25 protein-coding genes are annotated in these 26,565 nt (G+C 72.5%); 18 read left to right on the top strand and 7 right to left on the bottom strand.

The genetic code is table 11. From position 1 onward, the window contains the following. Nucleotides 1-44: 44 nt before the first annotated feature. The 5 genes from ACIQMX_RS19060 to ACIQMX_RS19040 all read left to right on the top strand — a co-directional run bounded on the left by ACIQMX_RS19060 (nucleotide 45) and on the right by ACIQMX_RS19040 (nucleotide 5,861). Nucleotides 45-629 (top strand): GNAT family protein, encoded by a 585-nt coding sequence (locus ACIQMX_RS19060; RefSeq protein WP_363068641.1) that lies wholly within the window; start codon nucleotides 45-47, stop codon nucleotides 627-629. Between the two features lie 140 nt (nucleotides 630-769). Then, entirely contained in the window at nucleotides 770-2,992 is a 2,223-nt protein-coding gene (locus ACIQMX_RS19055) for an MMPL family transporter (protein WP_402479539.1), read from the top strand. Nucleotides 2,993-2,997: 5 nt separating this feature from the next. Next, nucleotides 2,998-4,185, top strand: a complete 1,188-nt coding sequence (locus ACIQMX_RS19050) for a sensor histidine kinase (RefSeq protein WP_402479536.1) — start codon at nucleotides 2,998-3,000, stop codon at nucleotides 4,183-4,185. 1 nt (nucleotide 4,186) lies between these two features. Further along, nucleotides 4,187-4,840 (top strand): response regulator, encoded by a 654-nt coding sequence (locus ACIQMX_RS19045; RefSeq protein ID WP_402479533.1) that lies wholly within the window; start codon nucleotides 4,187-4,189, stop codon nucleotides 4,838-4,840. Between the two features lie 286 nt (nucleotides 4,841-5,126). After that, on the top strand, nucleotides 5,127-5,861 hold the full coding sequence (locus ACIQMX_RS19040) for a dienelactone hydrolase family protein (protein WP_402479530.1): 735 nt from the start codon (nucleotides 5,127-5,129) through the stop codon (nucleotides 5,859-5,861). Between the two features lie 58 nt (nucleotides 5,862-5,919). Here ACIQMX_RS19040 and ACIQMX_RS19035 read toward each other — a convergent pair whose 3' ends face one another. Continuing rightward, on the bottom strand, nucleotides 5,920-7,188 hold the full coding sequence (locus tag ACIQMX_RS19035) for a PHB depolymerase family esterase (protein ID WP_402480135.1): 1,269 nt from the start codon (nucleotides 7,186-7,188) through the stop codon (nucleotides 5,920-5,922). Nucleotides 7,189-7,299: 111 nt separating this feature from the next. Here ACIQMX_RS19035 and ACIQMX_RS19030 point away from each other — a divergent pair, with 111 nt between their 5' ends. Next, entirely contained in the window at nucleotides 7,300-8,490 is a 1,191-nt protein-coding gene (locus ACIQMX_RS19030; RefSeq protein ID WP_402479527.1) for a helix-turn-helix domain-containing protein, read from the top strand. 24 nt (nucleotides 8,491-8,514) lie between these two features. Here ACIQMX_RS19030 and ACIQMX_RS19025 read toward each other — a convergent pair whose 3' ends face one another. Beyond that, nucleotides 8,515-9,486, bottom strand: a complete 972-nt coding sequence (locus tag ACIQMX_RS19025; protein ID WP_402479525.1) for an alpha/beta hydrolase — start codon at nucleotides 9,484-9,486, stop codon at nucleotides 8,515-8,517. Between the two features lie 359 nt (nucleotides 9,487-9,845). Here ACIQMX_RS19025 and ACIQMX_RS19020 point away from each other — a divergent pair, with 359 nt between their 5' ends. Together ACIQMX_RS19020 and ACIQMX_RS19015 are read left to right on the top strand one after the other, a co-directional pair. Next, a complete protein-coding gene (locus ACIQMX_RS19020; protein ID WP_402479522.1) occupies nucleotides 9,846-10,607 on the top strand; it encodes a polysaccharide deacetylase family protein in 762 nt (253 codons plus the stop codon). Nucleotides 10,608-10,641: 34 nt separating this feature from the next. After that, nucleotides 10,642-11,988: an SGNH/GDSL hydrolase family protein gene (locus ACIQMX_RS19015; RefSeq protein WP_402479519.1), complete on the top strand. Its 1,347-nt coding sequence runs from the start codon at nucleotides 10,642-10,644 to the stop codon at nucleotides 11,986-11,988. A gap of 35 nt (nucleotides 11,989-12,023) precedes the next feature. Here the strand turns inward: ACIQMX_RS19015 and ACIQMX_RS19010 are convergent, their stop codons facing one another. Both ACIQMX_RS19010 and ACIQMX_RS19005 read right to left on the bottom strand, forming a co-directional pair. After that, on the bottom strand, nucleotides 12,024-12,362 hold the full coding sequence (locus ACIQMX_RS19010) for a P-II family nitrogen regulator (protein ID WP_363068661.1): 339 nt from the start codon (nucleotides 12,360-12,362) through the stop codon (nucleotides 12,024-12,026). After that, nucleotides 12,359-13,684: an ammonium transporter gene (locus ACIQMX_RS19005; RefSeq protein ID WP_363068663.1), complete on the bottom strand. Its 1,326-nt coding sequence runs from the start codon at nucleotides 13,682-13,684 to the stop codon at nucleotides 12,359-12,361. The genes ACIQMX_RS19010 and ACIQMX_RS19005 overlap by 4 nt, the downstream gene beginning before the upstream one ends. 172 nt (nucleotides 13,685-13,856) lie before the next feature. On the opposite strand from ACIQMX_RS19005, the gene ACIQMX_RS19000 reads away from it, so the two are divergent. The 3 genes from ACIQMX_RS19000 to ACIQMX_RS18990 are packed head-to-tail and all read left to right on the top strand — an operon-like array spanning nucleotide 13,857 to nucleotide 15,521. Beyond that, nucleotides 13,857-14,276, top strand: coding sequence for a PadR family transcriptional regulator (locus ACIQMX_RS19000; RefSeq protein WP_402479515.1), 420 nt, complete (start codon nucleotides 13,857-13,859; stop codon nucleotides 14,274-14,276). After that, on the top strand, nucleotides 14,257-14,850 hold the full coding sequence (locus ACIQMX_RS18995; RefSeq protein ID WP_402479512.1) for a DUF1700 domain-containing protein: 594 nt from the start codon (nucleotides 14,257-14,259) through the stop codon (nucleotides 14,848-14,850). Before ACIQMX_RS19000 ends, ACIQMX_RS18995 begins: the two co-directional genes overlap by 20 nt. Nucleotides 14,851-14,897: 47 nt before the next feature. Further along, the gene (locus ACIQMX_RS18990; protein WP_402479509.1) at nucleotides 14,898-15,521 is read left to right on the top strand and encodes an SMI1/KNR4 family protein; all 624 of its coding nucleotides are present in this window, start codon (nucleotides 14,898-14,900) and stop codon (nucleotides 15,519-15,521) included. A gap of 35 nt (nucleotides 15,522-15,556) precedes the next feature. Here ACIQMX_RS18990 and ACIQMX_RS18985 read toward each other — a convergent pair whose 3' ends face one another. Further along, nucleotides 15,557-16,009, bottom strand: coding sequence for an Lrp/AsnC family transcriptional regulator (locus ACIQMX_RS18985; protein WP_402479506.1), 453 nt, complete (start codon nucleotides 16,007-16,009; stop codon nucleotides 15,557-15,559). 101 nt (nucleotides 16,010-16,110) lie between these two features. Here ACIQMX_RS18985 and ACIQMX_RS18980 point away from each other — a divergent pair, with 101 nt between their 5' ends. The 7 genes from ACIQMX_RS18980 to ACIQMX_RS18950 all read left to right on the top strand — a co-directional run bounded on the left by ACIQMX_RS18980 (nucleotide 16,111) and on the right by ACIQMX_RS18950 (nucleotide 24,131). Further along, a complete protein-coding gene (locus ACIQMX_RS18980) occupies nucleotides 16,111-17,067 on the top strand; it encodes an SMP-30/gluconolactonase/LRE family protein (protein WP_363068673.1) in 957 nt (318 codons plus the stop codon). A 595-nt stretch (nucleotides 17,068-17,662) separates the two neighbouring features. Then, complete coding sequence (locus ACIQMX_RS18975; protein ID WP_402479503.1) at nucleotides 17,663-18,958, top strand: peptidase; 1,296 nt, start codon at nucleotides 17,663-17,665, stop codon at nucleotides 18,956-18,958. A gap of 230 nt (nucleotides 18,959-19,188) precedes the next feature. After that, nucleotides 19,189-19,965: a polysaccharide deacetylase family protein gene (locus tag ACIQMX_RS18970; RefSeq protein ID WP_402479500.1), complete on the top strand. Its 777-nt coding sequence runs from the start codon at nucleotides 19,189-19,191 to the stop codon at nucleotides 19,963-19,965. Between the two features lie 206 nt (nucleotides 19,966-20,171). Further along, nucleotides 20,172-20,939: an FHA domain-containing protein gene (locus ACIQMX_RS18965; protein WP_402479497.1), complete on the top strand. Its 768-nt coding sequence runs from the start codon at nucleotides 20,172-20,174 to the stop codon at nucleotides 20,937-20,939. Beyond that, complete coding sequence (locus tag ACIQMX_RS18960) at nucleotides 20,936-22,354, top strand: serine/threonine-protein kinase (RefSeq protein WP_402479494.1); 1,419 nt, start codon at nucleotides 20,936-20,938, stop codon at nucleotides 22,352-22,354. The genes ACIQMX_RS18965 and ACIQMX_RS18960 overlap by 4 nt, the downstream gene beginning before the upstream one ends. 83 nt (nucleotides 22,355-22,437) lie before the next feature. After that, nucleotides 22,438-23,472: a hypothetical protein gene (locus tag ACIQMX_RS18955; protein ID WP_402479491.1), complete on the top strand. Its 1,035-nt coding sequence runs from the start codon at nucleotides 22,438-22,440 to the stop codon at nucleotides 23,470-23,472. 197 nt (nucleotides 23,473-23,669) lie between these two features. Then, complete coding sequence (locus ACIQMX_RS18950) at nucleotides 23,670-24,131, top strand: hypothetical protein (protein WP_402479488.1); 462 nt, start codon at nucleotides 23,670-23,672, stop codon at nucleotides 24,129-24,131. 75 nt (nucleotides 24,132-24,206) lie between these two features. On the opposite strand, the gene ACIQMX_RS18945 is transcribed toward ACIQMX_RS18950, so the two are convergent. Beyond that, a complete protein-coding gene (locus ACIQMX_RS18945) occupies nucleotides 24,207-25,442 on the bottom strand; it encodes a hypothetical protein (protein ID WP_402479485.1) in 1,236 nt (411 codons plus the stop codon). Nucleotides 25,443-25,503: 61 nt separating this feature from the next. After that, nucleotides 25,504-26,013 carry a SigE family RNA polymerase sigma factor gene (locus ACIQMX_RS18940; protein WP_363068692.1) on the bottom strand — a complete coding sequence of 170 codons (510 nt, stop codon included), beginning with the start codon at nucleotides 26,011-26,013 and terminating at the stop codon, nucleotides 25,504-25,506. Between the last annotated feature and the right edge of the window lie 552 nt (nucleotides 26,014-26,565).

The following is a 26,565-nucleotide window of genomic DNA, read 5'->3' as shown; positions in this document are numbered from 1 at the left end:
CATAATTCGTTTATGCCTAGTTCGAAATGGGCTAGCATGCCGTCATGCCTGCCACGACCCCGCTTCCCGTGACCCTGACCGGCCGCCACGTCCGCGTCGAACCGCTCGCCCCGGACCACCTCGACGACCTCTTCGCCGCCGGCGGCGGTGAGGACGAGGTCTGGCGCTGGCAGGGCGGACCGACCCCGCACACCTCTCAGGAGCTCGGCGAGAAGCTCACGGCGCTGCTCGCGAACGCGGCGTACGTCCCGTTCGCCGTCATCCACCGCGCGAGCGGCCGGGCGATCGGCTGGACCGCGTACATGGACATCGACACGGCCCACGAACGCCTGGAGATCGGCTCGACGTGGTACGGCCGCGCCCACTGGCGCTCGGCGGTCAACACCGAGACGAAGCTGCTCCTGATCGGCCATGCCTTCGACGAACTGGGCATGGGACGTGTCCAGTTGAAGACCGACCACCTCAACCTCCGCTCCCAGGAGGCGATCGCCCGGCTCGGCGCCCGTCGCGAAGGGGTGCTGCGGCGCCACCGCCGCCGCCCGGACGGCACCTGGCGCGACACCGTCTACTTCTCCCTGCTCGCCGACGAGTGGCCCGAGGCGAAGGCCCGTCTGGCGGCCCGTCTCTGACCGCACTTCGGCCTCCTGCGCGACCTGCCTCCGACGCCGCCCGGGGGCGGGCCCCCGGGTCCGTGTCCACCGGTCGGTGGACCCCGGGTTCCACCGGCCGGGGCTGCCGGGCGAAGGGCCCCGCGAACCAGCATGGACGCATGAGAACGCGACCCGTACATATGGCCCGTTGGAGCGCCCGGCACCCGTGGCGCGCGATCGTCGGCTGGTTCGTCTTCGTGCTGCTGTGCCTCGGCGCGGGCATCGCAGCCGGCAACAACCCCGCCACCACGAAGGACTTCTGGGTCGGCGAGGCCGGCCACGCCGAGTCGATGGCCACCGACGGCGGCCTCCAGCGCCGGCCCACCGAACACATCCTGATCCGCGCCCGGTCCGGCCCCCTGGACACGGAACGGGCCACCGCCGCGGCCCGCGACCTCACCGTCCGGATGGACGCGCTGCCCGAGGTGGCCGACGTGGCACCGCCCGTCCGCTCGAAGGACGGCACGGCCCTGCGCGTGACCGTGGTCATGAAGGGTGCCGAACTCGACGGCAGGAAGAACGTCGTCCCGCTCCTCGACCGGACCGCGCAGGTGGCCGACGCCCACCCGGACCTGATCGTGGAGGAGACCGGATCGCCCGCCATCAGCAAGGGTGTCAACGACCAGCGCGGCGAGGACCTCGCACTGTCCGAGCGCCTCTCCCTGCCGGTGACGCTCGTCATCCTGCTGATCGTGTTCGGCTCGGTCGTCATGGCCGGTGTGCCGCTGCTCCTGGCGCTCTCCTCGATCGCCGCGACGATGGGCCTGGCCATGCTGGCCTCGCACCTGATGCCCGACCCCGGCGTCGGGACCAACATGATCCTGCTCATGGGCCTCGCGGTCGGCGTCGACTACACGCTCTTCTACCTCAAGCGCGAACGCGAGGAACGGTCCCGTGCAGCCGGCCGGCTCAGCCCCGAGGCGCTCGTGGAACTCGCCGCGGCGACCGCGGGCCGCGCCGTCGTTGTCTCCGGCCTCGCCGTGATCGTCTGCACCGCCACCCTCTACCTGGCCACCGACGTCATCTTCTCCTCGCTGGCCACCGGCACCATCCTCGTCGTCGCCGTGGCCGTCCTCAGCTCGCTCACCGTGCTGCCCGCCCTGCTCGTGAAGCTCGGCCACCGCGCCGAGCGCCGCGCCGCGAAGAAGGCCGCCCGGCGGGCGAAGCGGGGTGCGCCGGTCGTGACGAAGACGGCGAAGCCCGAGAACGGCCGGATCTTCGGCGCCCTCATGCGCCCCGCGCGGCGCCACCCCGCGATCACCCTGTGCGCCTCGGTCCTGGTCATGCTCGCCGTGGCGGCGCCGGCGCTGGGCCTCAAGCTCGTGGATCCCGGCCGGGACACCTTCTCCCGCGACATCCCGGCCATGCAGGTCTACGACCGGCTGACCACCGCGTTCCCCGAACTCCTGGTCAAGCACGAGGTGGTGACCCGCAGCACCCCGGACCGGGCCCCCGAGGTCAGGAAGGCCCTGACCGAACTCGGCCGGACCGCCCAGGCGGACCCGCTCTTCGCCCGCACCGGCGAGCCCGTGGTGCGCACGTCCGCCGACGGCCGGACCAGCGTGCTGGAACTGGCGGTGCCGCACCCGGCGCCCTCCGACGAGGCGATCGCCTCGCTCGGCCACCTGCGCGACCGCTACATCCCGTCGACCGTGGGCGAGTTGGCGGAGGCGGACACGGCGGTCAGCGGTGACGTGGCCCGCGGTCAGGACTATGTGCACCACGAGCGGAGCAAGCTGCCGCTCGTGATCGGATTCCTTCTGCTGCTCACCTTCGCCACGACCGCGGTGGTGTTCCGCTCAGTGATCGTCGGCCTGCTCGGAGTCGTACTGAACCTGCTCTCCGCGGCCGCCGCGCTCGGCGCGCTCGTCCTGGTCTTCCAGGGCACCTGGGCCGAGGGCCTGCTCGACTTCGACTCGCTCGGCGCGATCGCGTCCAGGGTCCCGCTCTTCCTCTTCGTGCTCCTGTTCGGCCTGTCGATGGACTACCAGGTCTTCGTCGTCAGCCGGATCAAGGAGGCCATGGACCACGGGATGACGGCCCGCGAGGCGGTGCTCGACGGCATCGGCCGCTCGGCCAAGGTGGTGACGAGCGCGGCGCTGGTCATGGTCACGATCTTCGCGGCCTTCGTCTTCCTGCACCTCACCGAGATGAAGCAGATGGGCTTCTGCCTGGCGGTCGCGGTCCTGCTGGACGCCGTGGTCATCCGGATGATGATCCTGCCGTCCGCCCTGCTGCTCCTCGGCGAGCGCGCCTGGCGCCCACTTCGCCCGTCACGCCGCAAGCCCGCCTGCGTTCCGCCGGTCTCCGCCGACCGGCCCGTCGCCCCCCACGTAGGCTGACGCGCATGCTTCAACGGCCTCGGCGCGGCGATCCCGTCTGGATCTGGGTGCTTCACGGGTGGGAGGTCCTCTCCTGGGGGCTGATCGCCCTGGTCACCCTGATCACGATGCTGGGCGGCACCCCGGCGGACCGCAAACTCGGGATCCTCGCGCTGACGGCCGTGCTCGCCCTCTGCTACGGCCTGGTGCGTATCCGCCCGGCCGGGCGGCCGGCGGCCGGATACGGCTACCTCTGTGTCCTCGTCGTCGTGCTGGGGCTGCTCTCGTACCTCGGAGACGGCTTCGGGGTCTTCTACGCCGTGACGCTCACACAGTTCATCGTCTTCGCCGACAGCCCCCGGGGCGCGATCCTGTTCAGCGGCCTCGGCGCACTCGCGATCACCCTCGGCGGCAGCCTCCGCGAGGGCGGGCAGCCGGACGCGTTCCTCGGCAACACCATCTCCTCCCTCGGCGTCTGGGCGGCGGCCGTCGTGATGACACTGCTGACGCCCCGGGCGCTGGCACAACGCGACGAACGCGCCGCACTGCGCGCCGAGTTGAAGAGCACACAGCTGGAGCTGGCGGAGGTCTACCAGCGCCAGGGCGCGGCGGAGGAACGTGAACGGCTCGCCCGGGAGATCCACGACACCCTCGCCCAGGGCTTCGCCTCCATCATCGTGCTCGCGGAGGCGGCCAGGTCGCAGCTGGCCGTGGACGTGGACCGCAGCGCCCAGCAGCTCCAGTCCATCGAGCAGACGGCCCGGGAGAACCTCGCCGAGGCCCGGGTCCTGGTCGGCGCCGCCCCCAGCAGCGGCGTGGCCCCCGGGTCGGTCGCCGCCACGCTCCGCCGCACGCTGGACCGCTTCACCGAGGACACCGGACTCGACGTGACGGCGGACCTCGCCGACATCGACTGCGACCAGCCGACCCGGATCGCCCTGCTGCGCTGCACCCAGGAGTCCCTGGCCAACGTCCGCAAGCACGCCGCGGCGACCACGGTCGGCGTGGTCCTGTCCCGCGGAGGCGACGCCGTCGAGCTGGAGATCACCGACGACGGCCGCGGGTTCGTCGTCGAGGACTCCCACGGCTTCGGCCTGGACGGCATGCGCAGACGGCTCGCCGAGTTCGGCGGCGGCCTCAACGTCACCAGCTCGCTCGGCGACGGCACCCGCATCCTCGCCAGCATCCCGCTCGCCCCCGACGGTCAGGAGTGACATGAAAGCCGACACGGACTCCCCGCCCCCGCTGCGGATCATCCTGGCCGACGACCACACGGTGATGCGCGCCGGACTCGTCGCGCTGCTCTCCTCGGAACCCACCGTCGAGATCGTCGGCGAGGCGGGCGACGGCCGCGAGGCGGTCCGCATCGTCGAGCGGCTCCGCCCGGATGTGGCGCTGCTGGATCTGCGGATGCCGGTCCTGGACGGAGTGGGCGCCACCCTGGAGATCGTCGCGGGCGAGGCCCCGACCCGGGTACTGATCCTGACCACGTACGACACCGACGCGGACATCGAGCGGGGCGTCGAGGCGGGTGCCACCGGCTACCTGCTCAAGGACGCCACCCGTGAGCAGCTGGTCGAAGCGATCCACTCGGCGTCCCGGGGCGAGACGGTCCTGGCCCCGCGGGTGGCGCAGCGCCTGGTGGCCAGGATGCGCCGGCCCGTACCCGTGACCCTGACCGCCCGCGAGTCCGAGGTGCTCCGGGCGGTCGCGGACGGGCTGTCGAACGTGGAGATCGGCCGCAGGCTGTTCATCGGCGAGGCCACGGTGAAGACCCATCTGCTGCGGATCTTCGCCAAGCTCGACGTCAACGACCGCACGCGGGCGGTGGTCGTGGCGATGAAGGAGGGTCTGCTGCAGGGGCGTTGACCGCTGCGAGGCGGATGCGGGGTACGTGCGGTCCGCGCCCTGCCCGCGCGACGGAACAGCGCCGGACAGCACGGTGGACCGGGGAGGGCGACAACCGTTACGTTGTGCGGCGATGACTACCGGGACGGCCTCGCGCCACACACGGATCGGCGACCCGGCCGGCCCCTGAGGCCCGTGCGGGCCGGTCGCGGCCCGTCGTCCGGCCGCGGGCCCCGTGCCGCCGCGCGTGCTCCGCCTCCTGTCGTGCTGACCGGCATCGACTCGTCAACCACCACAGGAGAAGACCATGCGCACCGAGACGCTCCACATTCCCACCGCCGACGGCCTGGCCGACGCCTTCGCGGCGTTCCCCGACGACGGGGAACGGCACCCGGGGGTGCTGATGTACCCAGACGGCTTCGGCATCCGGCCGGTACTGCGGGACATGGCCTGCGAACTGGCCGGACACGGCTACTACGTCCTCGTCCCCAACATCTTCTACCGGAACGGCCCGACACCGGTGATCGAACTGCCCGAGCACATCGGAGCGGAGGAGCGGCCCGCGGTCTTCGCCCAGCTGATGCCCCTGATCGAGGCGCACACCGCGGAACGCACCCTGAGCGACGCCGACGCCTACCTCGGCTTTCTCGCCGGCCGGCCCGAGGCCGACGCGGGGCCGGTCGCGGTGACCGGTTACTGCATCGGGGGTCTCGTGGCGACGCGCACCGCCGTGGCCCACCCCGGCCGGGTGGCCGCGCTCGCCGCATTCCACGCGCCCGTGAGTGCCGACGGGACGGACAGCATGGCGAAGCTGACCGCCGAGGTCCATTTCGGCCACGCCGCGAGCGACGTGACGCCCGACGAACTCGTCGGGCTCAACCGGGCGCTGGACGAGGCGGGCGTGGTCTCCACCTCGGAGATCTACCCCGGCTCCGTCCACGGTTTCACCATGTCCGACACCGATGCCTTCGACGCGGGCGCCCTGCGGCATCACTGGGACCGCCTGCTGCCTCTGCTCGGCCGGGCCCTCGCCAGGAGCTGAGGATCCGTACCGGGGGCCCGCGCCGCAGCGGACGGCCCCCCGGTACGGGTGCGCCCGGTCAGCCCGTGCCGCAGGCCGCCCCGCCGACGGTGAACGCGGACGGCTTCCCGGTGTCGCCCGAGTGGCTCGCCTGGAAGCCGGTCTGCGCGGAGGCCCCGGGAGCGAGCGTCGCGTTGTACGTGAGACCCGTGGCGGTCACCGCACCGGCGGACGGGCTGTAGTTCGCGCCCCAGCCGGACGTGATGGTCTGGCCCGCCGGAAGGGTGAAGGCGAGCGACCAGCCGGTGAGGGCCGTGGTGCCGGTGTTGGTGAGGGTGATCGTCGCCGTCAGTCCGGTGTTCCAGGCGCTGACGGTGTATCCCACGCGGCAGCTGCCCGGTGTGGGGTCGGTGCCGGGGTCCGGGTCCGTCGGCGTGGTGGCGTCGAGGCCGAAGAAGGTGACCGCCCGGGCCGCCATGCCGGCGGTCGGCAGGCTGTGGCCGACGCCCTGGACGCTGATCGCCTCCACCGGGGCCTGGTCTCCGGTGCTGCCGTAGCGCGTGCGGGTCCAGCCGGACTGCGGGCTGTCGGTCGACGCGGGTGTCCGGCTCACGCCCAGGACATCGGTCCACTGGTCGATCTCTTCGTTGAGGTTCGGGTACCGCAGCGTGCTGTCCTCCGTGCCGTGCCAGACCTGCATCCGGGGCCGGGCACCGCTGTAACCGGGGTAAGCGGCCCGGACCAGGTCGCCCCACTGCTGCGGGGTCCGGTCGACGGTCCCGTTGGCACAGGCGCTGTTCCACTCCGATCCGTCGGTCGTGGCGAAGCACGAGTGCGGTACGCCCATGAAGGCGGCGCCCGCCTTGAACACGTCCGGGTAGTCGCCCAGCAGGACGTTGGTCATCATGGCGCCCGAGGAGGCGCCGGTGACGAAGACCCGGCCGGGATCGGAGCCGTAGCGCTGCTGGACGTAGCCCACCATGGACCTGATGCCGACCGGGTCGCTGCCGCCGTCACGCCTGAGCGCCTGCGGCGAGGAGACGTCGAAGCAGTTGCCGCTCCGGGTCGCCGACGGGTAGACCACGATGAATCCGTACCGGTCGGCGAGCGAGGCGAACTCCGTACCGGAGTAGAAGGCCGGACCCGACCCCGTGCAGTAGTGGACCGCCACGAGAACGGCCGGCCGCTCCCGGACACCGTCCGGTACGTACAGGTGCATGCGCAGGTTGCTGGGGTTGCTGCCGAAGCCCGTCACCTCCGTCAGCGTGGCCGCGGACGCGGGAGGCGCGACGGCGAGGAGAAGCGCGGACAAGAGGGGAAGGATGCCCGCGAGGAGCGCGGTGAGCAGTGCTCTCACCGATCGCCTCCCGGACACCGGCGCGTGCGCGGACCGCGCGGTGCCGGATCTTCCGGTCATGGATCTATTGGTCATGTCCCTGCCCTTTCTAGACTGCCTGCTGTGAAGGGACTGCTGCTGCGGCTGTCGGCGCTGGACGCGGACGCCGCCACCGCCGTACGCGTGATCGCCCACTTCGAGGCGCTGCTCGGCGGCGCCCCGGACCCGGTGGCCCTGACGCGTTCGACGGCGGGTCTGGCCGGGTGCCCGGCGGGGCTCGAACTTCCCGACGGCCGCACGGCACGGTCCGGCCCCGACGGAGCCGCCCTGACGGGAGCGCCGGTCCATGTCTCGGGGCGGACGGCTCTGGAGCCGGCGGGAAGCGTGTGGCTCGAACGGGCGGGCGCCCAGGGCCCGTTCGACGAGCTCGTCCTGGAGTGGATGGCCATCACCGCGAGGGTGCTGACCGGCCGGCCCCGGCAGCCCCAGGTGCTCCGCGCGGCCGATCCCGCCCTGGTCGAACTGGTGCTGTCCGGCCGGGAGGACGCCCCGGACCGGGTCCGCGCGCTGCGGCTGCTGGGACTGGAACCGGAGGCGGAGCTGCGGGTGGCCGCGGTGGCCGGGCGGCCTGGCGCGGACGCCGGGATGGAGGCGGTGGCGCTGCTGGGGCGCGGGGCGTTGCGGGGCACGGCCCGGGTGGCCCGGGTCGGTGCGCTGGGCGCGGTGCTGGTGCAGCGCGCGGGCGGGGCGGAGGCGGAGGCCGGGGTGGCGGCGGAGTTGCGGGAGGCGCTGAGGGCGCGTGACCGGGAGCGGGGTGCGGCGAGGCGGCCCGGGTCCGGGGTCCGGGTGGGCGTCGGCGGTGCCACGGATCCGCTGGATGCCCGGACCTCCTGGGCGCAGGCGCGGGCGGCCCTGCGCTTCGCGGTGGCGGACACCCCGCAGGACGCGGTGGCCGACCACGGCGAGCTCGGTCCCGTCGCCCTCCTGGCGGACATCCCGGCGGGGCGGCTGCGGGCCCAGGAGGACGTGCGGCGGCTGGGCCGGCTGGCCCGCGGTGAGCGGGGCGAAGGGGCGGCGGGGCAGGGCGGCGGTCTCCTGGCGGCGCTGGCCGCGTTCTGCCGCACGGGCACGCTGCGGCAGGCGGCGGCCGAACTCCACCTGCACCACAGCTCGGTGGCGGCGCGGCTGGCACGCGTGGAGAAGGAGTTCGGCTGGAGCCTGCGCGATCCGCAGGACCGGTTCCGTGCCCAACTCGCGCTGTACGCATTGCGGCTGGCCGATGACGCGGGTGAGGCGGAGGATGCCGGGGACTGACGGCGGCGGCCCGTCCTCATCACGTCACCGGCGCCCGAGTGCCGTACCCAGCACGTCGACCGCCTCGCGGGTGGCGTCCCGGATGACGGCGGCGTGCTCCACGGCCCACGCTCCGTGGAAGGTCCCCGGGAGCATGCGGATCCTGGTGGGTACCCGGGCGCCCGTCAGGGCATGGGCGTAGGCCATGCCCTCGTCCCGCAGCGGATCGAACTCCATCACCGAGATGTACGCGGGCGGCAGCCCGGTCAGGGCGCGGGCCGTGGCGCGTGCGGGTGCGGCGTATGCGGGGACGGCGGCCGTGGCCCGTACGTCCTTCCCCAGATAGGCCTCCCAGCTGAGGCGTGCGTTGCGCCGGTTCCACACGGGTGTGTCGGTGAACAGCCGGGCGCTCGGGGTCTCCAGCCGGTCGTCGAGTGCCGGGCTGCACAGGTGCTGGAAGCAGGCCTCGGGGCCGCCGCGGTCCCGGCAGAGCAGGGTCAGCCCGGCGGCGAGACCCGCTCCGGCGCTGTCTCCCCACAGGGCGATGCGGTCGGCCCTGATGCCCAGGGCGCCGGCCCCGTCCGCCAGCGCGCACAGCCCCGCGTAGCAGTCCTCCAGGGCGGCGGGGAAGGGGTGCTCGGGTGCGAGGCGGTAGTCGACGGAGGCGACGAGCACCTCCAACTCCCGGCAGAGCAGCAGGTTCCAGTCGTGGTCGACGTCCGGTGATCCCAGGACGAAGCCGCCGCCGTGGATGCCGTAGACGACCGGCAGCGGATCCGCCGCCGCCCGGGTCCGGCGCCGCGGCCGGTAGACGCGCAGCCGCACGTGCGGGGCGCCGGGCGGACCGGGGACGCGGAGCTCACCCACCTCGACCCCGGCGGTGTCCGACGCGCCGGTTGCGGAAGCCAGTTGGCGGGCCTGGGCGGCCCGGGCGGACGCCAGATCGCTGATGTCGACCTCGGGCATCATCACGAGCGCGGCGGCCAGTTCGGGATCGAAAGTGTGCGGCGAACGCATGTCTCTCCTCCGGTCCCGGACGAGTCCCGTGGGGGTGGTGAGGCGACGCTCTCACAGTGTGTTGCCGCAGGTCATCAGACGTACGTCGGGAGAAGTGGGGCCTGCACCCGACACGGTGGCGTTTTCCGTCGTCTTTTCGGCCGCTGTCGCGGTCGGAGAGCGCGCGGAACGGGTGTCTGAGCTGCAAGGACGCGATGACGGATGAGTGTGGTGGCCCTCTTGACGGGGGCCCGGACCGCTCTCTACGTTCTCCCCGCTCGATCGTGCACGCATCCGAAACATTCGCCACGACGGACGGAGCGCCCGGGCCCGCGGGCCCGGGCCGACCGGGCCGTCGGGACACGGAATTGGGGCCGGCATTGACTACCAGCGACAGCACCACCACGGCTGCCGACGGGCGGCGCGTCCGTCGGCGTCGGAGCCCGGCCCGCCGTACGGCGCCCCTGCTGCTGTCCGGCGGGCTGTGCCTGAGCGTGCTGACGGCAACGGGCGTCGCCCGGGCCGATCAGGCCGGCCGGACCGGCACCGGCATCGTCGACTCCACCCGGCACGGAGGCAGGACGCTCGCCCTGACCTTCGACGACGGGCCGAACCCCACCGACACCCCGCAGCTGCTGAAGGTGCTGCGCAAGCAGCACATCAAGGCGGTGTTCTGCCTCTGGGGCGACCACGTCAAGGAGCACCCGGAGCTGGTGCGCGCGATCGTGGCGGGCGGCCACACGCTGTGCAACCACACCATGCGCCACGAGGACCTGGCCTCCTGGACTCCGGAGCGGATCCGGGCCGACCTGGAGCGGACCAACGCCGAGATCCGCCGGGCCGTGCCCGGCGTACGGATTCCTTACTTCCGCGCGCCGTACGGAAGTTGGGGCAAGAGTCCGGACGTGGCGCACGGCCTGGGGATGCAGCCGCTGGGCTGGCGGCTGGCGGTCGGTGACTGGGAGCCGCCGGGCACCGACGAACTGGTCCGCCGCATCACGCAGGGAATCACACCCGGCGCGGTGGTCCTGCTGCACGACGGCGGAGGCGACCGCGGCCAGACAGTGGCGGCCGTCGACCGCATCGTGCCGGACCTCAGGTCGCAGGGCTGGCGCTTCGAGCGCCCGGCCCGGCGCGCATAAGTCCCCTCCCGCCTTCCCTCCTCAGGAGACCCGCATGAGAAAGCACCTCGTACGGCTGCGGATGCCCCGGGCCGGCGGCCGGTTCGTGGCCCTGCTGGCCGGAGCCCTGCTGCTGGCCACGGTCCAGCCGACCGCCGCCGCCAGCCGCCCGGCGCCCGAAGCCGCCGGCCACCGGCCCTCGCCCACCGTCCCGTCCTGGACGGGAACCTGGGCGACGGCGCCCACCGGGACCCCGGCCTCGGACACCACCGCGTTCGAGAACGAGACCCTGCGCCAGACCGTGCGGGTCAGCATCGGCGGCGACCGGGTACGCATCCGGCTGTCGAACGAGTTCGGCCAGGAGCCGCTGGTCATCGGCGAGGCCCGGATCGCCCGCGCCGCCGCCGGCGGACCGGCCTCGCGCATCGACCCGCGCACCGACCGCCCGCTCACCTTCGGCGGCCGTGCCTCGGTGACGATCCCGGCGGGCGCACCTCTCCTCAGCGACCCGGTCGCCCTGCGGGTGCCCGCGGGATCCGACCTCGTGGTGAGCATCCATCTGCCCGAACGCACGGCGGGCGCGACGCTCCACGCGTTCGCCCTCCGGCAGAACTACGTCGCGTCCGGCAACGTCACCCGGAGCACCGACCTCGACGCGGCGTCCACGAACGACCGCTGGTACTTCCTGACCGGTGTCAGCGTGAGCACGGGCCGGGCGCAGGAGCCGTCGGCGGTCGTGACCCTCGGCGACTCCATCACGGACGGCGCGAACACCGAGCCGGGCGCCGACCACCGCTGGCCGGACTTCCTGGCCCAGCGCCTGCGCACCGCCTACGGGCCGTACGCACGGGGCGTGCTCAACGAGGGAATCAGCGGCAACCGCCTGCTGCACGACCCGAATCCGCCCGCCGGATCGGACGCGGAGAACTTCGCGGCGTACTTCGGCCAGGCCGCGCTGCGCCGCTTCGACCGCGACGTCGCCGCCCAGCCGGGAGCGGGCCACCTCATCGTGCTCCTCGGTGTGAACGACCTCGGTCATCCCGGCACGGTGGCCCCGGAGTCCGAGCGGGTCTCGGCAGCCGATCTGATCGACGCCCACCGCCGGCTGATCGCCCGGGCCCATGAACGCGGGCTGAAGGCGTACGGCGGCACGATCCTGCCGTTCAAGGGCGACACGCTCGGCTTCTACTCCCCGGCCAACGAGGCCGCCCGCGCGGCCTTCAACCACTGGCTGAGGACGAGCGGTGCGTACGACGGGGTCATCGACTTCGACCGGGCCCTGCGCGACCCGGCCGACCCGCAGCGCCTCCTGGCCCGCTACGACAGCGGCGACCACCTCCACCCGAACGACGCGGGCGCGGAAGCGATGGCGAAGGCGGTCCCGCTGAAGCTCCTGCGCTGACGGAGCCGGCGGAGCGGGTGGCCGGAGGGCGCCGCCTACAGCGCGTCCGGTCCCCGCTCGCCCGTCCGGACCCGCACCACCGTCTCGACCGGCTGCGTCCACACCTTGCCGTCGCCGATCCGGTCGGTGCGGGCGGCGCGCACGATCGCGTCGACGACCGGTTCGGCCTCCTCGTCGGCGACGACGACCTCGATGCGTATCTTGGGCACCAGGTCGACCCGGTACTCGGCGCCCCGGTACACCTCGGTGTGGCCGTGCTGACGCCCATAGCCGCTGGCCTCCGTGACCGTGAGGCCCTGCACGCCCAGTTCCCGCAGCGCGGTCTTCACCTCGTCGAGGCGGTGCGGTCTGACGACGGCGGTGATGAGCTTCATGAGGCGGAGTTCCTGTCCTTGGGGAGCGGAGTGGGCCGGGCGGGCACGGCCTGCGGAGCGCCGTGACCCAGGGCGCCGTGATCGTAGGCGCTCTCCGCGTGCAGCGTCTGGTCCAGGCCGGTGAGTTCCTCGTCCGCGGAGGCCCGCAGACCCATGAACCGGTCGACGGCCCTGCCGATCCCGTACGTCATGAGGAAGGTGTACGCGGCCACGGCCAGGACGGCGACGGCCTGCCGGGCGAGCTGGCCGAACCCGCCTCCGTACAACAGGCCTTCCGGGCCGCCGGTCATCGCGGCCGTCGCGAACAGGCCGATGAGCAGGGTGCCGACGATGCCGCCGACGAAGTGCACGCCGACCACGTCCAGCGAGTCGTCGTAGCCGAAGCGGAACTTCCAGGCGACCGCGTACGAGCAGACGACGCCCGCCGTCAGTCCGACCGCGGCGCCGCCGAGGATGCCCACGGTGCCGCAGGCGGGGGTGATCGCGACCAGCCCGGCGACCGCGCCGGAGGCGGCGCCGAAGGTGGTGGGGTGGCCGTCGCGCTTCTGCTCGACGAAGAGCCAGCCGAGCAGCCCGGTGCATCCGGCGACCAGGGTGTTGAGCACCGAGGCGGCAGCCAGTCCGTTGGCGCCGAGGGCGGAACCTCCGTTGAAGCCGAGCCAGCCGAACCAGAGCAGCCCGGCGCCGAGCATCACCATGGGCAGGTTGTGCGGACGCATCGCGTCCTTCCTGAACCCGATGCGCGGCCCCACGACGAGCGCGAGCGCCAGCCCGGACGCCCCGGAGGCGATCTCCACGACCAGCCCGCCGGCGAAGTCGAGCGCGCCCAGCGCGTCCTTGATCCAGCCGCCGGGGCCCCACACCCAGTGGGCGACGGGGGCGTAGACGAGCAGCGTCCACACCGGCACGAGGACCAGCCAGGCGGCGAACCTCGTACGGTCCGCGATCGCGCCGCTGATGAGTGCGGCGGTGATGATCGCGAAGGTCAGCTGGAACGTGGTGAACAGCAGCGTCGGCACGCTGCCGGTCACGCTGTCGGGTCCGATGCCGGCCATGCCGGCGTGCCGCAGATCGCCGACGAGCCCGCCGAACGCGTCGTCGCCGAAGGCCAGGGAGTATCCGGCGAGCAGCCAGACGACGGTGACGAGAGCGATCGACACGAAGCTCATCATCAGCATGTTGAGTACGTTCTTCGTACGGACCATGCCGCCGTAGAAGAGCGCGAGCCCGGGCGTCATCAGCAGAACCAGTGCGGTGGCGGCGAGCAGCCAGGCGGTGTCACCTGTGTCGATGCCGGCCGCGGTCACGGTCACGGGGGTCACGGGGGAGTCCTCCTCGGGGCGCGTGCGGTGCGGGCGACTGCGAGCGTGACCGGTGTGCGTTTCGTCGGAGCGACCCGGATGTTTCCGCCGCATTTCATTGCGCGGGAGTTGCCGGGATCTCACAGCCGCGGACGTCTGTGGAAGCGACCCGGATCCTGGTATCTTGCATTGCATGGAACCCGGCAAGGCAAGTAAAAAGCCGAGTGACCGGACCCCGGGCAGGATCGAGAGCCAGTTGCTCAAGGGCGTGCTGGAGTACTGCGTGCTCGCGCTCATGCGGGACGAGGCGAAGTACGGGGTCCAGCTGCTGCACGAACTGGAGGAGACGGGCGCGCTGGCGACGGGCCAGGGCACGGTCTATCCGCTGCTGTCACGGCTGCGGCGGGAGGAGCTCGTCGTCACCACCTGGCGCGAGTCGGCGTCCGGGCCGCCGCGGCGCTACTACGAACTGTCCGAGGCGGGTCATGCCGCCCTCGCCCGGTTCGCCGCCGTCTGGCCGGGGTTCAGGAACGCCGTCGACGGCCTCGTCATACCGGGCAAGGGGCCCGGTGTGCATAAGGAAGGGCGCCACCTTGAAGACCAAGACCGATGAAACGCTGACGCGCGAGTACCTGGCGGCAGTCGAACGCGAGACGTCGATGCTGCCGCCCGCCGACCGTCAGGAGCTCATCGCCGACCTCTCCGAACACATCGCGGTCGCGCTCGCCGAACGCCCCGGCAGCGTGCACGAGATCCTGAGCGAGATGGGCGACCCGCGCGCGATAGCCGCGACCGCCTTCCAGGAACTCGGCGCCACCCCGGCCGCACCGGCCACGGACCCGGGCCGCCGCCGCTCCCCGGTATGGCTGCCGCTGGCCCTTCTGGTGGCGGGCGATGTGCTGCCCTACCTCGGAGGCGCCGCCCTCGCCCTGATCGGCCTCGCCGCCAGGATCGCCGCGGTCGTGATCGTGTGCCGGGCCCGCTACTGGACGGTGGCCCAGAAGTGGACCGGACTGACCCTGACCGTCATCGTCCCGGTCCTCGCACACATCATCTGGTACTTCTCCCCGGTTCCCCACCACGGCAGTTCGGCGGAACCCGTGGCGCGCTGGACGCTCATCACCGTGGTGTTCCTCCTGACGCTGGCGGGCACCGGCTGGCTGTGGCGGAACCGCCGCCGCTCGTAGTCACGCCGCAGCCGGCGATGTCGTATCCCCGTGCTTGACTCCCGCCCATGGAAGAACGGGAGTCGGGCGCATCAAGCCGGGCCGCACCGCGGCCCGGTCCGGCGGCGGAGCCGTCCTGGGTGGACCGGGTCGTCGCCGTCACCCACTGGCCGGACGACCGGAGCGCCGCCGCGGTCGACCGGGCGGCGGTCGAGGCCCGGCTCGGTACGGCGCTGCCCGGCGACTACAAGGAACTCGCCGATCGCTTCGGGTACGGCGAGTTCGACGACCACCTCGGCCTCCTGCTCCCCGACGGCCCGCCCGGCAGCCTCGACCTCGTCTCGTTCCACGCGTTCTGGGCCCGTACCGCCGCGGAGGACGGCGGCCGGTGGTGGGAGCCGTACGGCCTCCACCCGGCACCGGGCGGCCTGTTGCAGTGGGCGAGTACGGAGCAGCGGACCTCGTTCCACTGGCTCACGGAGGCCGACGACCCCGACCGGTGGCCGGTCCTGGTCACGGGCGAGGACTACGCGCACTGGCACCGCTTCGACGGCTCGACCGCGGAGTTCATCCACCGACTCCTCACGGACCCGCGACAGCCCGGCTCCACGGCGAGGCACTTCGACCGCCACTTCTTCACGAGCTTCGAGGACCGGGCGGGTGAGGACGGACTCCCTGCCGGGGCGGGGTGATCCGCCGGATGCGGGGCCGGGGCAGGGCCATGGAGCTATGCCGCCCCGGCCCCGTGCGGCGAGGCGGGGCGTTCGAAGAGTGACTCCAGGACGACCGTGGCCCGGGTTCCGTTGACTCCGTCGATCGCGTGGATGCGGCGCAGGACGTCCTGGAGCTGCTCGGTGCTCCGGGTCCTGACCTTCACCAGCACGGAGGCGTTCCCGGCGATGATGTGGGCCTCGACGATCTCGGGGAGCGCCGCGAACTCCTGGGCCGTATCGCCCATCCAGCGCGTGGAGTCGACGGTCACGTACGCCAGCACGCCGTACCCCAGCGCCGACGGGTCGACGTCGGCCGTGGTCCGCCTGATCGCGCCGTGCTCCCGGAGCTTGCGGACCCGTTCGTGGGCCGCGCCGGTGGAGAGGCCCACTGTCCGGCCCAGCGCGGCGTAGGACTGCGTCGCGTCCTGCTGGAGCTGTTCCAGCAGGGCCCGGTCTATGTGATCCACGACTCTCCATTCGGCATCTGCTTGTGGCGACCATATCTCATCCGACAATCTTCGAGTGATGCCGAAATCTGTTCGGCCTCTCGTCGGAAGGATGGACGTCCATGACCATCGAGCGCCCCGAGCTGTACGAGAGCTTCGACGACCGGTTCCGGGCCGGGCGGTGCATGAACGGCGATGACGGTCTCGAAGTCCTGTACACCGGCTGCCGTTGGGCCGAAGGGCCCGTCTACGTGCCGGCCTGGCGGCAGTTGGTGTGGAGCGACATCCCCAACGACCGGCTGCTCCGCTGGGACGAGGAGACCGGGGCGGTGAGCGTCTTCCGGCGTTCCGCCGGGCACCCGAACGGCAACACGCTCGACCGCGAGGGCCGGCTCATCAGTTGTGAGCAGGGCAACCGGCGGGTGACACGGACCGAGCACGACGGCACGGTGACGGTGCTGGCCGCCCACTGGCGGGGCAAGCGGCTGAACAGCCCCAACGACGCGACGGTGAAGTCCGACGGCTCGATCTGGTTCTCCGACCCGGACTTCGGTATCACCAGCGATTACGAGGGCTACCGCGCGGACAGCGAGATCGGCGCCAACAACGTCTACCGCATCGACCCGGCCACGGGCGAAGTCCGGCTGGTCGCCGACTGTTTCGGCGCGCCGAACGGGCTGGTGTTCTCCGCGGACGAACGGCAGCTGTTCGTCTCCGACACCCGGGCCGGCTTCATCCGTGTCTTCGACGTACGGGACGACGGCACCCTGTCGGACGGCGAGGTCTTCGCGGCCGCCGCGGCTCGCGCGGCGGCCCGGTTCGACAACCTGCGCTTCGATGACGGCGGGCGGCTGTGGGCCGCCGCCATGGACGACGGGGTGCACTGCTACGACCCGGACGGCACGCTGATCGGCCGGCTCGCCGTCCCGGAGGCGGTGGCCAACATCTCCTGGGGCGGGGCCAAACGCAACCGGCTCTTCATCGCCGCCGAGACCAGCCTCTACTCCGTGGTCATGGGCGTGACGGGAACCCACCCGACCGGCCCCGGACGCAGGCCGTGGCTGGACGCGCGGGGGTGAACGAGCCGGGCGTCCGCCCCGACGGCCCCGACGGCCACGGCGCCGACGGCCACGGCGCCGGCACGACCGTCCTCGCCGGAGCCGTCGGAGCCGCCGGGGCGTCGCCTCCGCCACCGCGAGGTGCGCCACGTACGCGTCGACGACGGCATCAGCGAAGCGCTGCACGGGCCGGCCCGGCAGCCGGACGCGGTGGTCGAGGCGGACGAAGTGGCCTTCGCCGCAAGGGCGGAGGGCTGGTCCGGCCTCGCCGACGCCATCGGGACGGGCGCCTTCTCCGTGTCCGGTGACCGGCAGGCGCTGAGCCGGCTGCGGGTCAACTGTTCCGCAGGCCGCCCACCGCGGACCGGAACCCGCCCGCCCCGTAGCGCGCCGCGGGCACGTGCCCCGTTGCGCGATCATGTGGCCTTCCTCACGAGGAAAGCCGGGCCGGTGAAGGCAACTGCACCATTCGTCTCGTGTGTCCGGCCCGGTCGACGCGCGTGAAGAAAGGGTGATGACTGGCCGCTGACCTGGTCATACGATCGCCTCAAGTCGCCTGTGCGTGCCCCATTCCGCCGCGACCCTTCTTCCGTCTTCCGTACCCCGAAGGGCCCTTGTGACGATTCGCCGGACTCTTGCCACCGCTGTTGCCGCAGCGGTGACGACGCCTGTCCTTCTGCTGTCGGCCGCCCCCGCGTTCGCCGACGCGAAGCCTCCTGCGCAGACGCAGCAGAAGCCGTCCATCGCTGAGCTGGAGCTGGCCGCCGCAGCGGCGAAGGTGGCGTACGACGACGCCGTGGCGGCCGAGGACGCCGCCCTCGATGCGCTGAAGGCACTCGGCGCGGACACCCACCCCCTCGTCGTCGCCCACAAGGCCGCCAAGGCCGCGGCGGCCGACGCCGCCACCGCGAAGGCCGCTGCCGACCAGGCGGTCGTCGACGCCCATGCGCTGCTCGACGGCCTCCCGGAGACGGCCACCGAGGCGGAGCGGACCGCCGCCGAGACGGCGCTCACCGAGGCGGAGGGCGCCGCCGTCACGGCCGGCGAGGCCAAGTCCGCCGCCGACGTCACGTACGCGGAGGCCGGGGACGCGTGGAGCGACGCCCGCATCGCCGCGGCCCGGTTGATCGGCGAGGCCCAGGAGGTCACCAGGCAGGCGCTCGCGGACCTGACCGCGGCCGACGAGGCGCTGGCCAGGGCGAAGAAGGAGGCCGAGGAGGACAAGGAGGACGAGGAGTGCGAATCCGTCCCCGAGGCCCGGCTCACCACGGTCATCACGGGTCTGCCGACCACCGTCGTCGCCGGTACGAAGGTCGACTTCAACCTCCGGGTGACGAACGGCACCGACCGGACGATGGACGAGGTGCTGCCGTTCGCCTACGTCCACGCGACCGACGGGAGCGGTCTCGACAGCATCGACGACCTGGTCAGTGTGCAGTGGTCTTCCGGCTCGTCCGGCTCGTCCTCGACGTGGAAGACCGTTGACAACAAGCACTACATGGACGCCATCAGCCCGCTGAAGGCCGGTGCGCACGCCGACGTCAAGATGCGCCTTACGGTCGACGCCTCGGCCCCCGCGGGCAACGGCGTCACCTTCGTCGCCGGTGACTACGTCAACGACGACGGCACCTGCGGCGGGAACCCGGACCTGGAGGGTTACGAGTTCATGATCGCAGCGGCGGGCAGCAAGCCGGGCAGGACCGACGACGCCAAGCCGGGCAAGACCCGTCCGAACACCTCGGACATCAACACGCAGACCGGTACGTCGGTCAGTCCCGTGAGCGGCACCCTCGCCGCCACCGGCGCGTCCTCCGCGACGTCTCGGCTCGCCCTCGCGAGCGGTGCGGCCGTGGCGGTCGGTGCGGGCGCGATGTTCGCCGTACGCCGCCGCAGGGCCGGCGCCCACGTCTGACGTACGCCCGAACTGCGCACCCCCCCGCAGGCAGTCCGAGGCCCGGCACCCCTCCCGGTGCCGGGCCTCGGACGTGTCCGCCCCGAACCGTACCTGTCGCGGAATCCCTGCCTTTGTCGCCGCCCGCCTGCAGATATGTCCGCGAACGGTAACCGAGGCAGCCTGCGGGGACGTTCCTGTGTCTAGATGGGTGCACGGCATCGGCGGAGCGGACAAAGGGGCGGGCGGACATGGCGAAGCACAAGGGCAGGGCATGGCATGTCCGGCTTCTCGCGGCGGCGCTCGGGGTGACCGCGATGGCCGCCGGCGCCTCCGTGTGGACCGCGCAGGCCGGCACCGCCGCCGCCGGTCACCGGGCGAGCGTCTCCTCGCCGGAGGCCAAGCCGCAGGAGCGGGTGAGCGCGGTGGCGGTGGACATCGCGCACGCCTCGGACCGCGGCGCCCGGGGCGTCAACATCACCATCGACGACGGACCGGACCCGAACTGGACGCCGCAGGTGCTGCAACTGCTCAAGGACAGCGGCGTGAAGGCCACCTTCTGCATGGTCGGCACGCAGGCCCAGGCGTATCCGGACCTGGTCAAGGAGGTCGTGGCGGACGGGCACCGGCTGTGCAACCACACCGTCTCGCACGACACCGCGATGGACAAGAAGTCCGAGGCCTACCAGTCCCAGCAGATCCTGGACGCCGAACGCATGATCACCAAGGCGTCCGGAGGCGTCCGGCCGCAGTACTACCGCGCCCCGGGCGGCGCGTTCACCCCGTACAGCCGGAAGCTCGCCGCGTCCCGGGGGATGCGGCCGCTGGGCTGGAACGTGGACACCAAGGACTTCGAGCGGCCCGGCGTGGACACCATGGTCGCCACCGTCAAGCGCGAGATCTCCGACGGCCCGACCGTCCTCTTCCACGACGCGGGAGGAGACCGCTCCCAGACGCTGGCCGCTCTGCGCCAGGTCCTGCCCTGGCTGAGGGAGCAGGGGTACGCCTTCGGCTTCCCCGTCCGCTGATCTTCCCCGTCCGCTGAGGCCGGTCCCGTCGGTGCCGGAGTTCGGTCCGCGTAGCGGGGCGGGAAAGCGAACTACCTTTCGAAAGTGGTCAGTTGGGCGCATCGCGCCTCGTGATCACACCGGATGCCGGGCTGGCCTGCACGTCATGCGGACGTTTATCGGCGCTCCCTACCCTCGCGGCACACCTTGGGGGAAGGGATCAGTCCATGTACACCATTGTCGTGGTTCCAGGGCCCGGTATGGCCCCCTGCGAGCAGCTCCGGCTGGCACCGGGAGAGACCCTCCGCTTCGGCCGCGAAGCCGGCACGCCACCCCTGCTGACCATCGCGCACGACGGTGTCTCGCGCTCAGCCGGCGAGATCACCGCGACGGACACCTACTGGTCGCTCAGCAACTTCAGCCGTACGGCGACCTACGCCGTCGAGAACCCGGAGGGCGCCGGGGAACACATCAAGGTGGCGCCGAGGCGACTGGGCGCCCCCGTGGCGTTCGAGTTCTCCCGGGTGGTCCTGCCCGCGGGCAGCGAACTGCTCAGCTTCGACGTATGGGCCCCGCGGCACGACTACGCCGACCCCGCGGACGGTCCGGACCGGAACGCGACTGCCGGGACCCGCGGCGGGGAGCGGACCGCGCTCGCCTTTCCGCTCGACCGGTCCAAGCGGTACTTCACCGTCCTGGCGGCCCTGTGCGAGCCGCGGCTGCGCGGCGAGCCGTACGCACCGCTGCCGACCGTGGAACAGGTCGTCGAAAGGCTGCGCCCGTGGTGGCCGGCGGTCAACAGGGCCTCCGTGCAGTGGAACATCGACTATCTGGCGGTGAAGCTGCGGCTCAAGCCCGGCCCCGAGTCCTGCGAGCCCGGCCCCCGCCTCAACGGCAAGAAGGAGATGCTCGTCGCCCTCGCGCTCCGGTTCGACCTCGTCCGGGAGGACGACCTCGCGTCACAGGCCTTCTCGGCGAGCGGGTCGGGCCGGTGACGGGGCAGCAGTCGTACGCCGTCGCTTCCGTGCCGCCCGGCTACCGCGTCGGAACGTGGATCGTCGAGGAGCCGCTCGGCGCGGGCGCCTTCGGCAACGTGTACGCGGCCCGCCACGAGGACGGCGGGGCGGAGCCGGCCCGCGCCGCCCTGAAGTTCCTGCCGACCGGCACGCGTACGCCGCGCCAGCTGCGCCATCTGCGGGAACTGGCCGAGCGCGAAGTGGCCTTACTGAGCCGCCTCCGCTCGCCCCGGCTGATCCGGATGTACGACGCGCTGACGGTGGACGCCCCGGAACATCCGGAGCTCGACGGCTCCACCGTCCTGGTCCTGGAGGAGGCGCGGAGCTCCCTCGAAGCGGCCCTGTCCGGGGGCCGTTCGCCGCGGGAAGGCCCGGGGCTGCTCACGCAGATCTGCGAGGGCCTGCACCAGCTGCACGACGCGGGCTGGGTGCACGGCGACCTCAAGCCGGGCAACGTGCTGCTGATGGAGGACGGCACGGCACGGCTCGGCGACTTCAACATGGCGGCCGAACTGGAGGGAACGCACGCCTACTCGCCCGCGTTCGCGACGGCCGACTACACGCCGCCCGAACTGCTGTGGTCCGAGATCGGCGAGCGGGGCACGCGGATCCGCCAGACCGCGGACATCTGGGCGTTCGGCGTGCTGGCGCACCTGGTCCTGACCGGCTCGTTCCCGCTGCCCGGCGGTACCCCGACGGCCCGGCGCGACGCGGTGGTGCGCTACGCCCGCGGGGAGGAGGAACTACGGCTGTCCACCGAACTCCCTTCCTCCTGGCGGGAGATCGTGCGTGACTGCCTCGCGCGCACGCACGAGGAACGGGCCCCGCACGACGCCGCGTCGCTGCTGCCACGGGTCTCGGACGCGGCAGCGGGCCGGCCGCCGCGCCGCGGACGGGTGCGCCGCCGCCCCCTGCTCGCTGCGGCGGCCGGGGTGCTGGCGCTGGCGCTGGCCGGCCTCGGGGCGCGGGCGCTCCTGGACGACGAGAGCCCGTCCGGGAAGCCGGAGGCCCGGAAGAACGCCACGGCCGCCGCGGCTGCGGGTACCGGCGTGAGCCCCGGGCCGACGCGTACGGCCACGGGCTACGACCGCTGCACACCGGGTTCCGTCTGCTTCTTCTCCAAGGCGGGCGGCCAGGGTGAGATGTGCGCCTGGGAGGGCGACGACCCTGACTGGTCCGACGGCGAGAACGACTGCGGCTGGGCGGACACCGGCCGCCCGGGCTCGATCTACAACAACGGCATGGCCGATCCCAAGGGCTTCGTCGACGTCGCGTACTTCGCGGCGACCGGACTGGAGAGACGGCTCGGCTGCGTCGGGCGGGGACAGCGCCACGACCTCGCCCTGCCGTCGCTCGTGCAGTCCCACACCTGGGCCAGGACCTGCTCCCTCTGACGTACGAGGTACCGCCCGCCCGGCTCCGGCGGGATGGTGGTGACGCGCCACCGGGGGGTGGCGCGGCAACGGGGGGCAGGGGCATGAAACGCAGGTTCATCGCCGCGTGCGCGATCGCGGCGGCCGTGTCGGCCGCCGCGACCGGGTGCGTACCGAACACCACCGGGGCAGGGGCCGGGCCGACGACCGCGCCCGTCCCCGCCCGTACCGGGCAGGTACGGGACCTGACCCGGGCGGAAGAGCTGCGGATCTCCGATGCCGCGGAGGTGCTGACCGAGCGGTGCATGAACCGTGCGGGCTTCGCGTACTGGACCGGTACCCGGCTGAGCCTGGAGGAGAGCCGGTCACCCGGCTACGTCAACGACGACGTCGACTGGGCCGCCGAGCACGGTTACGGCAGCCGCATCCAGGAGAAGGCGGGCCGGGCCCGGCAGGCGAACCCGAACGGGACGTACCGCGCGGGCCTCACCCCGCAGCGCCGTCAGGCCTACGACAAGGCCCTCGACGGCGGCCGCGACGCCACCGTCCTCACCGCCGAGATCCCGACCCCGGCCGGCACCGGGCGCATCAGCAAACGGCTCGGCGGCTGCTCGGCGCAGGCCGAGAAGGAGCTGTACGGGGACCCGAAGGCCTGGTTCCGTGCCGAGAAGGCCGTCACCAACCTCCAGCCGCTGTACGTGCCCCGGATCACCCGGGACAAGAAGTTCACCGACGCCCTCGCGGACTGGGCCCGCTGCATGGCCGCGGCCGGCTACCGGTACGCCGATCCGCCCGCAGCGCAGGACGCGGTGGCGCGGCGGACCGCCGGCCTCGGCGCGGACGAGGCACCGCCGGATGCGTCTGAGGCGTCCGAGGCGTCCGAGGCGGCCGATGCTTCCGCGGCCTCCGCGACCTCCCCGACCTCCGCGACCTCCGCGGCCTTCGAGGCCGAGAAGCGCGTCGCGGTGGCCGAGGCCCGCTGTGCCCGCGCGAGCGCGCTGGCCGCCGTCGCCCGGGAGCGCGAGACGTACTACCGGGGCACCCTGCCCGACCGGTACGGCGAGCTGATCGACACCCGCCGGCGACTGGAACGCGACGCGTACACGCGCGCGGCCCGGATCACCGGCCCGCGGGCTTGATCACCGGCCCGGGGGTCTGATCACGGGTCCGGGGGTCCGGTCACCGGCCCGGGGGTCTGATCACCGCCCCCCGGGCGGCCTGTTCACCGGCCCCTGGGGTCCGATTCCGCCCGCCCCACACACGTCCGCGGCGCGATGCCGTGGATTCACCACGCAGTTCACCCTGCCTCCGACGAGGCCGACACACAGGAGAAACCATGCGCAAGCTGGGTATGTCCATCGCCGCACTCGGTCTGGCCGCCGCCGGGCTGGCCGTTCCCGCCACCGCCGCCCAGGCGGCCACATCGGCCGCCGCCTCCAACCACTGCAACGACATCTGGCCGGGCCGCACCGGCAAGGTGTACGCCTACGACTCCACGTACTGCAACGGGTACCTGGGCAGCACCGCGGGCAACGACTCCAACTGGGACGCCGCCGGGGGCGGCTTCGAGAACGACGGCGACAAGGCGTCGTCCGTCCTCAACGCGGGCATCACCGGAAGCTACGACATCGTGAAGTTCTACTACCTCGCGAACTACAGCAGCGGCTACAACTGCCTGGACGCGAGCGAGTTCTTCGTCGACAACCTGTCCAGGAACACCTTCAGCAACGGCATCAACATGAACAACAACATCCGCTCCCACAAGTGGGTCGACAGCTGCGACCGGTTCATGCACTGACCCGCACGGCTCGCCGCCGAATGTCCGTACGGCCCACCGGCCTTGTGCCGGTGGGCCGTACGTCGGAGAGCGGACCTACTTGCGCCACACCGTGCTCGTGGCGATCTTCCGCAGCTGGGCGAGGGTCAGAGCGGGCTCCTCACGGGTCGCGGCCTCGTTCTGGTTCCCCGTGTTGAACGCGGAGATCACCACACGGAATCCGTCGGGCCGCATCGTGTCGGCCTGCCGCATCTTGACGCCGGCACCACCCTTCTCGCCGGGTCCCTCACGGGTGACGACCTTCGTGCCGTCCGGCAGGACCTCCGTGCCGGCGCCGAAGAGGTCGCCCTCGACGTCGGACATGTCCGGCTGCACGTTGATCTGCACGAAGCTCCTGCCCCGGCCGTCGTCCACCACCACGTACGCGTACTCCGCCTCCTGCTTCCCGGAGGCCTTCACCGTCAGGCCGTCGGGCAGTTGCGCGGTCAGCCGGTCCAGGATCACGGCACCGCTCAGACCCTTGGGGGCCGGTTGCGCGGGCGCCTGCTTCTCAGGCTCGGGGAGGGACGCGACGAGAGGACGCCACTCCTCGGCGTGGACCAGTTCCTTCATCCGGTCCAGGGACAGCGGCGGGGTGGAACGGCTGACCGGGGCGCCCTTCTCCGCGGGCGCGTTCCATTCGGACACCACGATCCGGTAGCCCTCGGGCGTCAGCAGGTTGGCGTACCACCACTTGGTCTCCTCGCGCCGGTCCGGGTACTCCCAGCCCTTGAACAGCACGAGGCGCGAGCCGTTCTCGAGTGTGGTGGCGGTGCAGTCCTCGAACGTGTTCACGTTGCTGTCCGGGCAGGAGAACTCGTCCTCGTTCAGCCGGTCGGGGTTCTCCCGGCTCAGGGACACCGACAGCGCGGCCTTGCCGTGGCCGTCGTCGTACACGACGGAGGCGGCCGACGGGTGGGGGCGCTTCTTGTCCTTCGTGCCACCGGCCGCGCTGCCCGGCTGCTCCCTGAGCCTTCCTTCCGGCAGCAGAGCCGCGAGCACTCCGGCCACCGGGGAGAGCCCCGCGGCCGGCGCCCCGACCTCGCCGGCGTTCCGCGAGGAGCCCGTGTTCCCCGTGACGAGCGATCCGCCGAGCCCGATCACCGCGAGCGCCGCCACGCTCCCGGTCACCGCGGCGCCACGGCGCAGTACCGTCCGGCGCCGGCCGCGTGCGACCCCGCCGTCCAGGAGCGGCCGTCCCGCGACGGAGAACTCCTCGCCCGCTTGCTTCATCGCCGCGCCGAGCCCGTCCTCGAAGGAGCCCTGGTCCTTCCGCGCGCTGTTTTCGAGCATGCCGATCACCACCGTCCCCACACCTGTGGAAAAGAGGAACAAGAAAGAAGAAAAAGAGACCTCAGTGCACGGCCAGCTCGCCGATGCTGTCGCCGAGTTGTGCTCGGAGGCGGGCGAGCGCCCGGGTGCTCCGGGTGCGTACCGCAGCCGAGCTGACGTGCAGCGCGTCCGCGGTCTCCGATACCGACCGGTCCTCCCAGTAACGCAGCACGATCACCGCCCGGTCCTTGGGCGGCAGCTCGCGCAGTGCGTCGAGAAGCGTCATCCGCAACGACGCGTCGCCCGCCGACTCGCCCGGCCGGTCCGGAAGTTCGCCGCTCGGCCGTTCCCCCGCCGACCTGCGCCGCCGGTGTCCGAGATAGCAGCGCACCAGCACGGTCTGCGCGTACGCCGCAGGGTTCCCGAGCCGCGACGTACGGCCCCAGACCACGTACATCCGGCCGAGCGTCTCCTGTACGAGATCCTCGGCGAGATGCGTGTCCCCGCCGGTCAGCAGGCACGCCGAACGGAACAGATGGCCCATACGGGCTTCCGCGAACTCGCGGAAGGCACCTTCCCTGGACTGCCTCAACCGTCACTCCCTCTCGCCTACACCCTTTAGATGCGGTGGCTGCCGGGAAATGTTTCACACCGTGCGACAGCGGTACTCCGGACATGCTGCCCGGCCGTCCCGGGCCCGGTCGTCCCCGTCCCGGTTCCGGTCGTCCCCGTCCCGGGCCCGGTCGTCCCCGTCCCGGTCCCGGTCGTCCCCGTCCCGGCCTCGGTCCCGTCCCGTCCCGGCCCCGGTCCCGTCCCGTCCCGGTCCCGGGCCCGGGCCCGGACGCACGGACGTGCCCTCTCGGAGGACGGGGCCCGAGAGGGCACGGGTGGGCATGGGGCATGGATGCCGGGCAGCCGTTCGCGGCGGTGGGGCGGTGCGGCAGTGCAGCTGTGGGGCGGTGCGGCGGTGCGGCGGTGGGGCGGTGCGGCAGTGCAGCTGTGGGGCGGTGCGGCGGTGGGGCGGTGCGGCGGGGGGGGCGGCCGCCCCCCCCCCCCCCGGGGGCCCCCCCCGGGCCCGGTTGCCCCCCGGGCGCACGAGAAGACGCCCCAACGCACCACCCGCCGGTCCGAGGCTCCGCCCCCC

The organism is Streptomyces sp. NPDC091416 (assembly GCF_044756845.1).
Lineage (GTDB): Bacteria > Actinomycetota > Actinomycetes > Streptomycetales > Streptomycetaceae > Streptomyces.
This window is presented reverse-complemented; position numbering and strand designations above follow the sequence as displayed.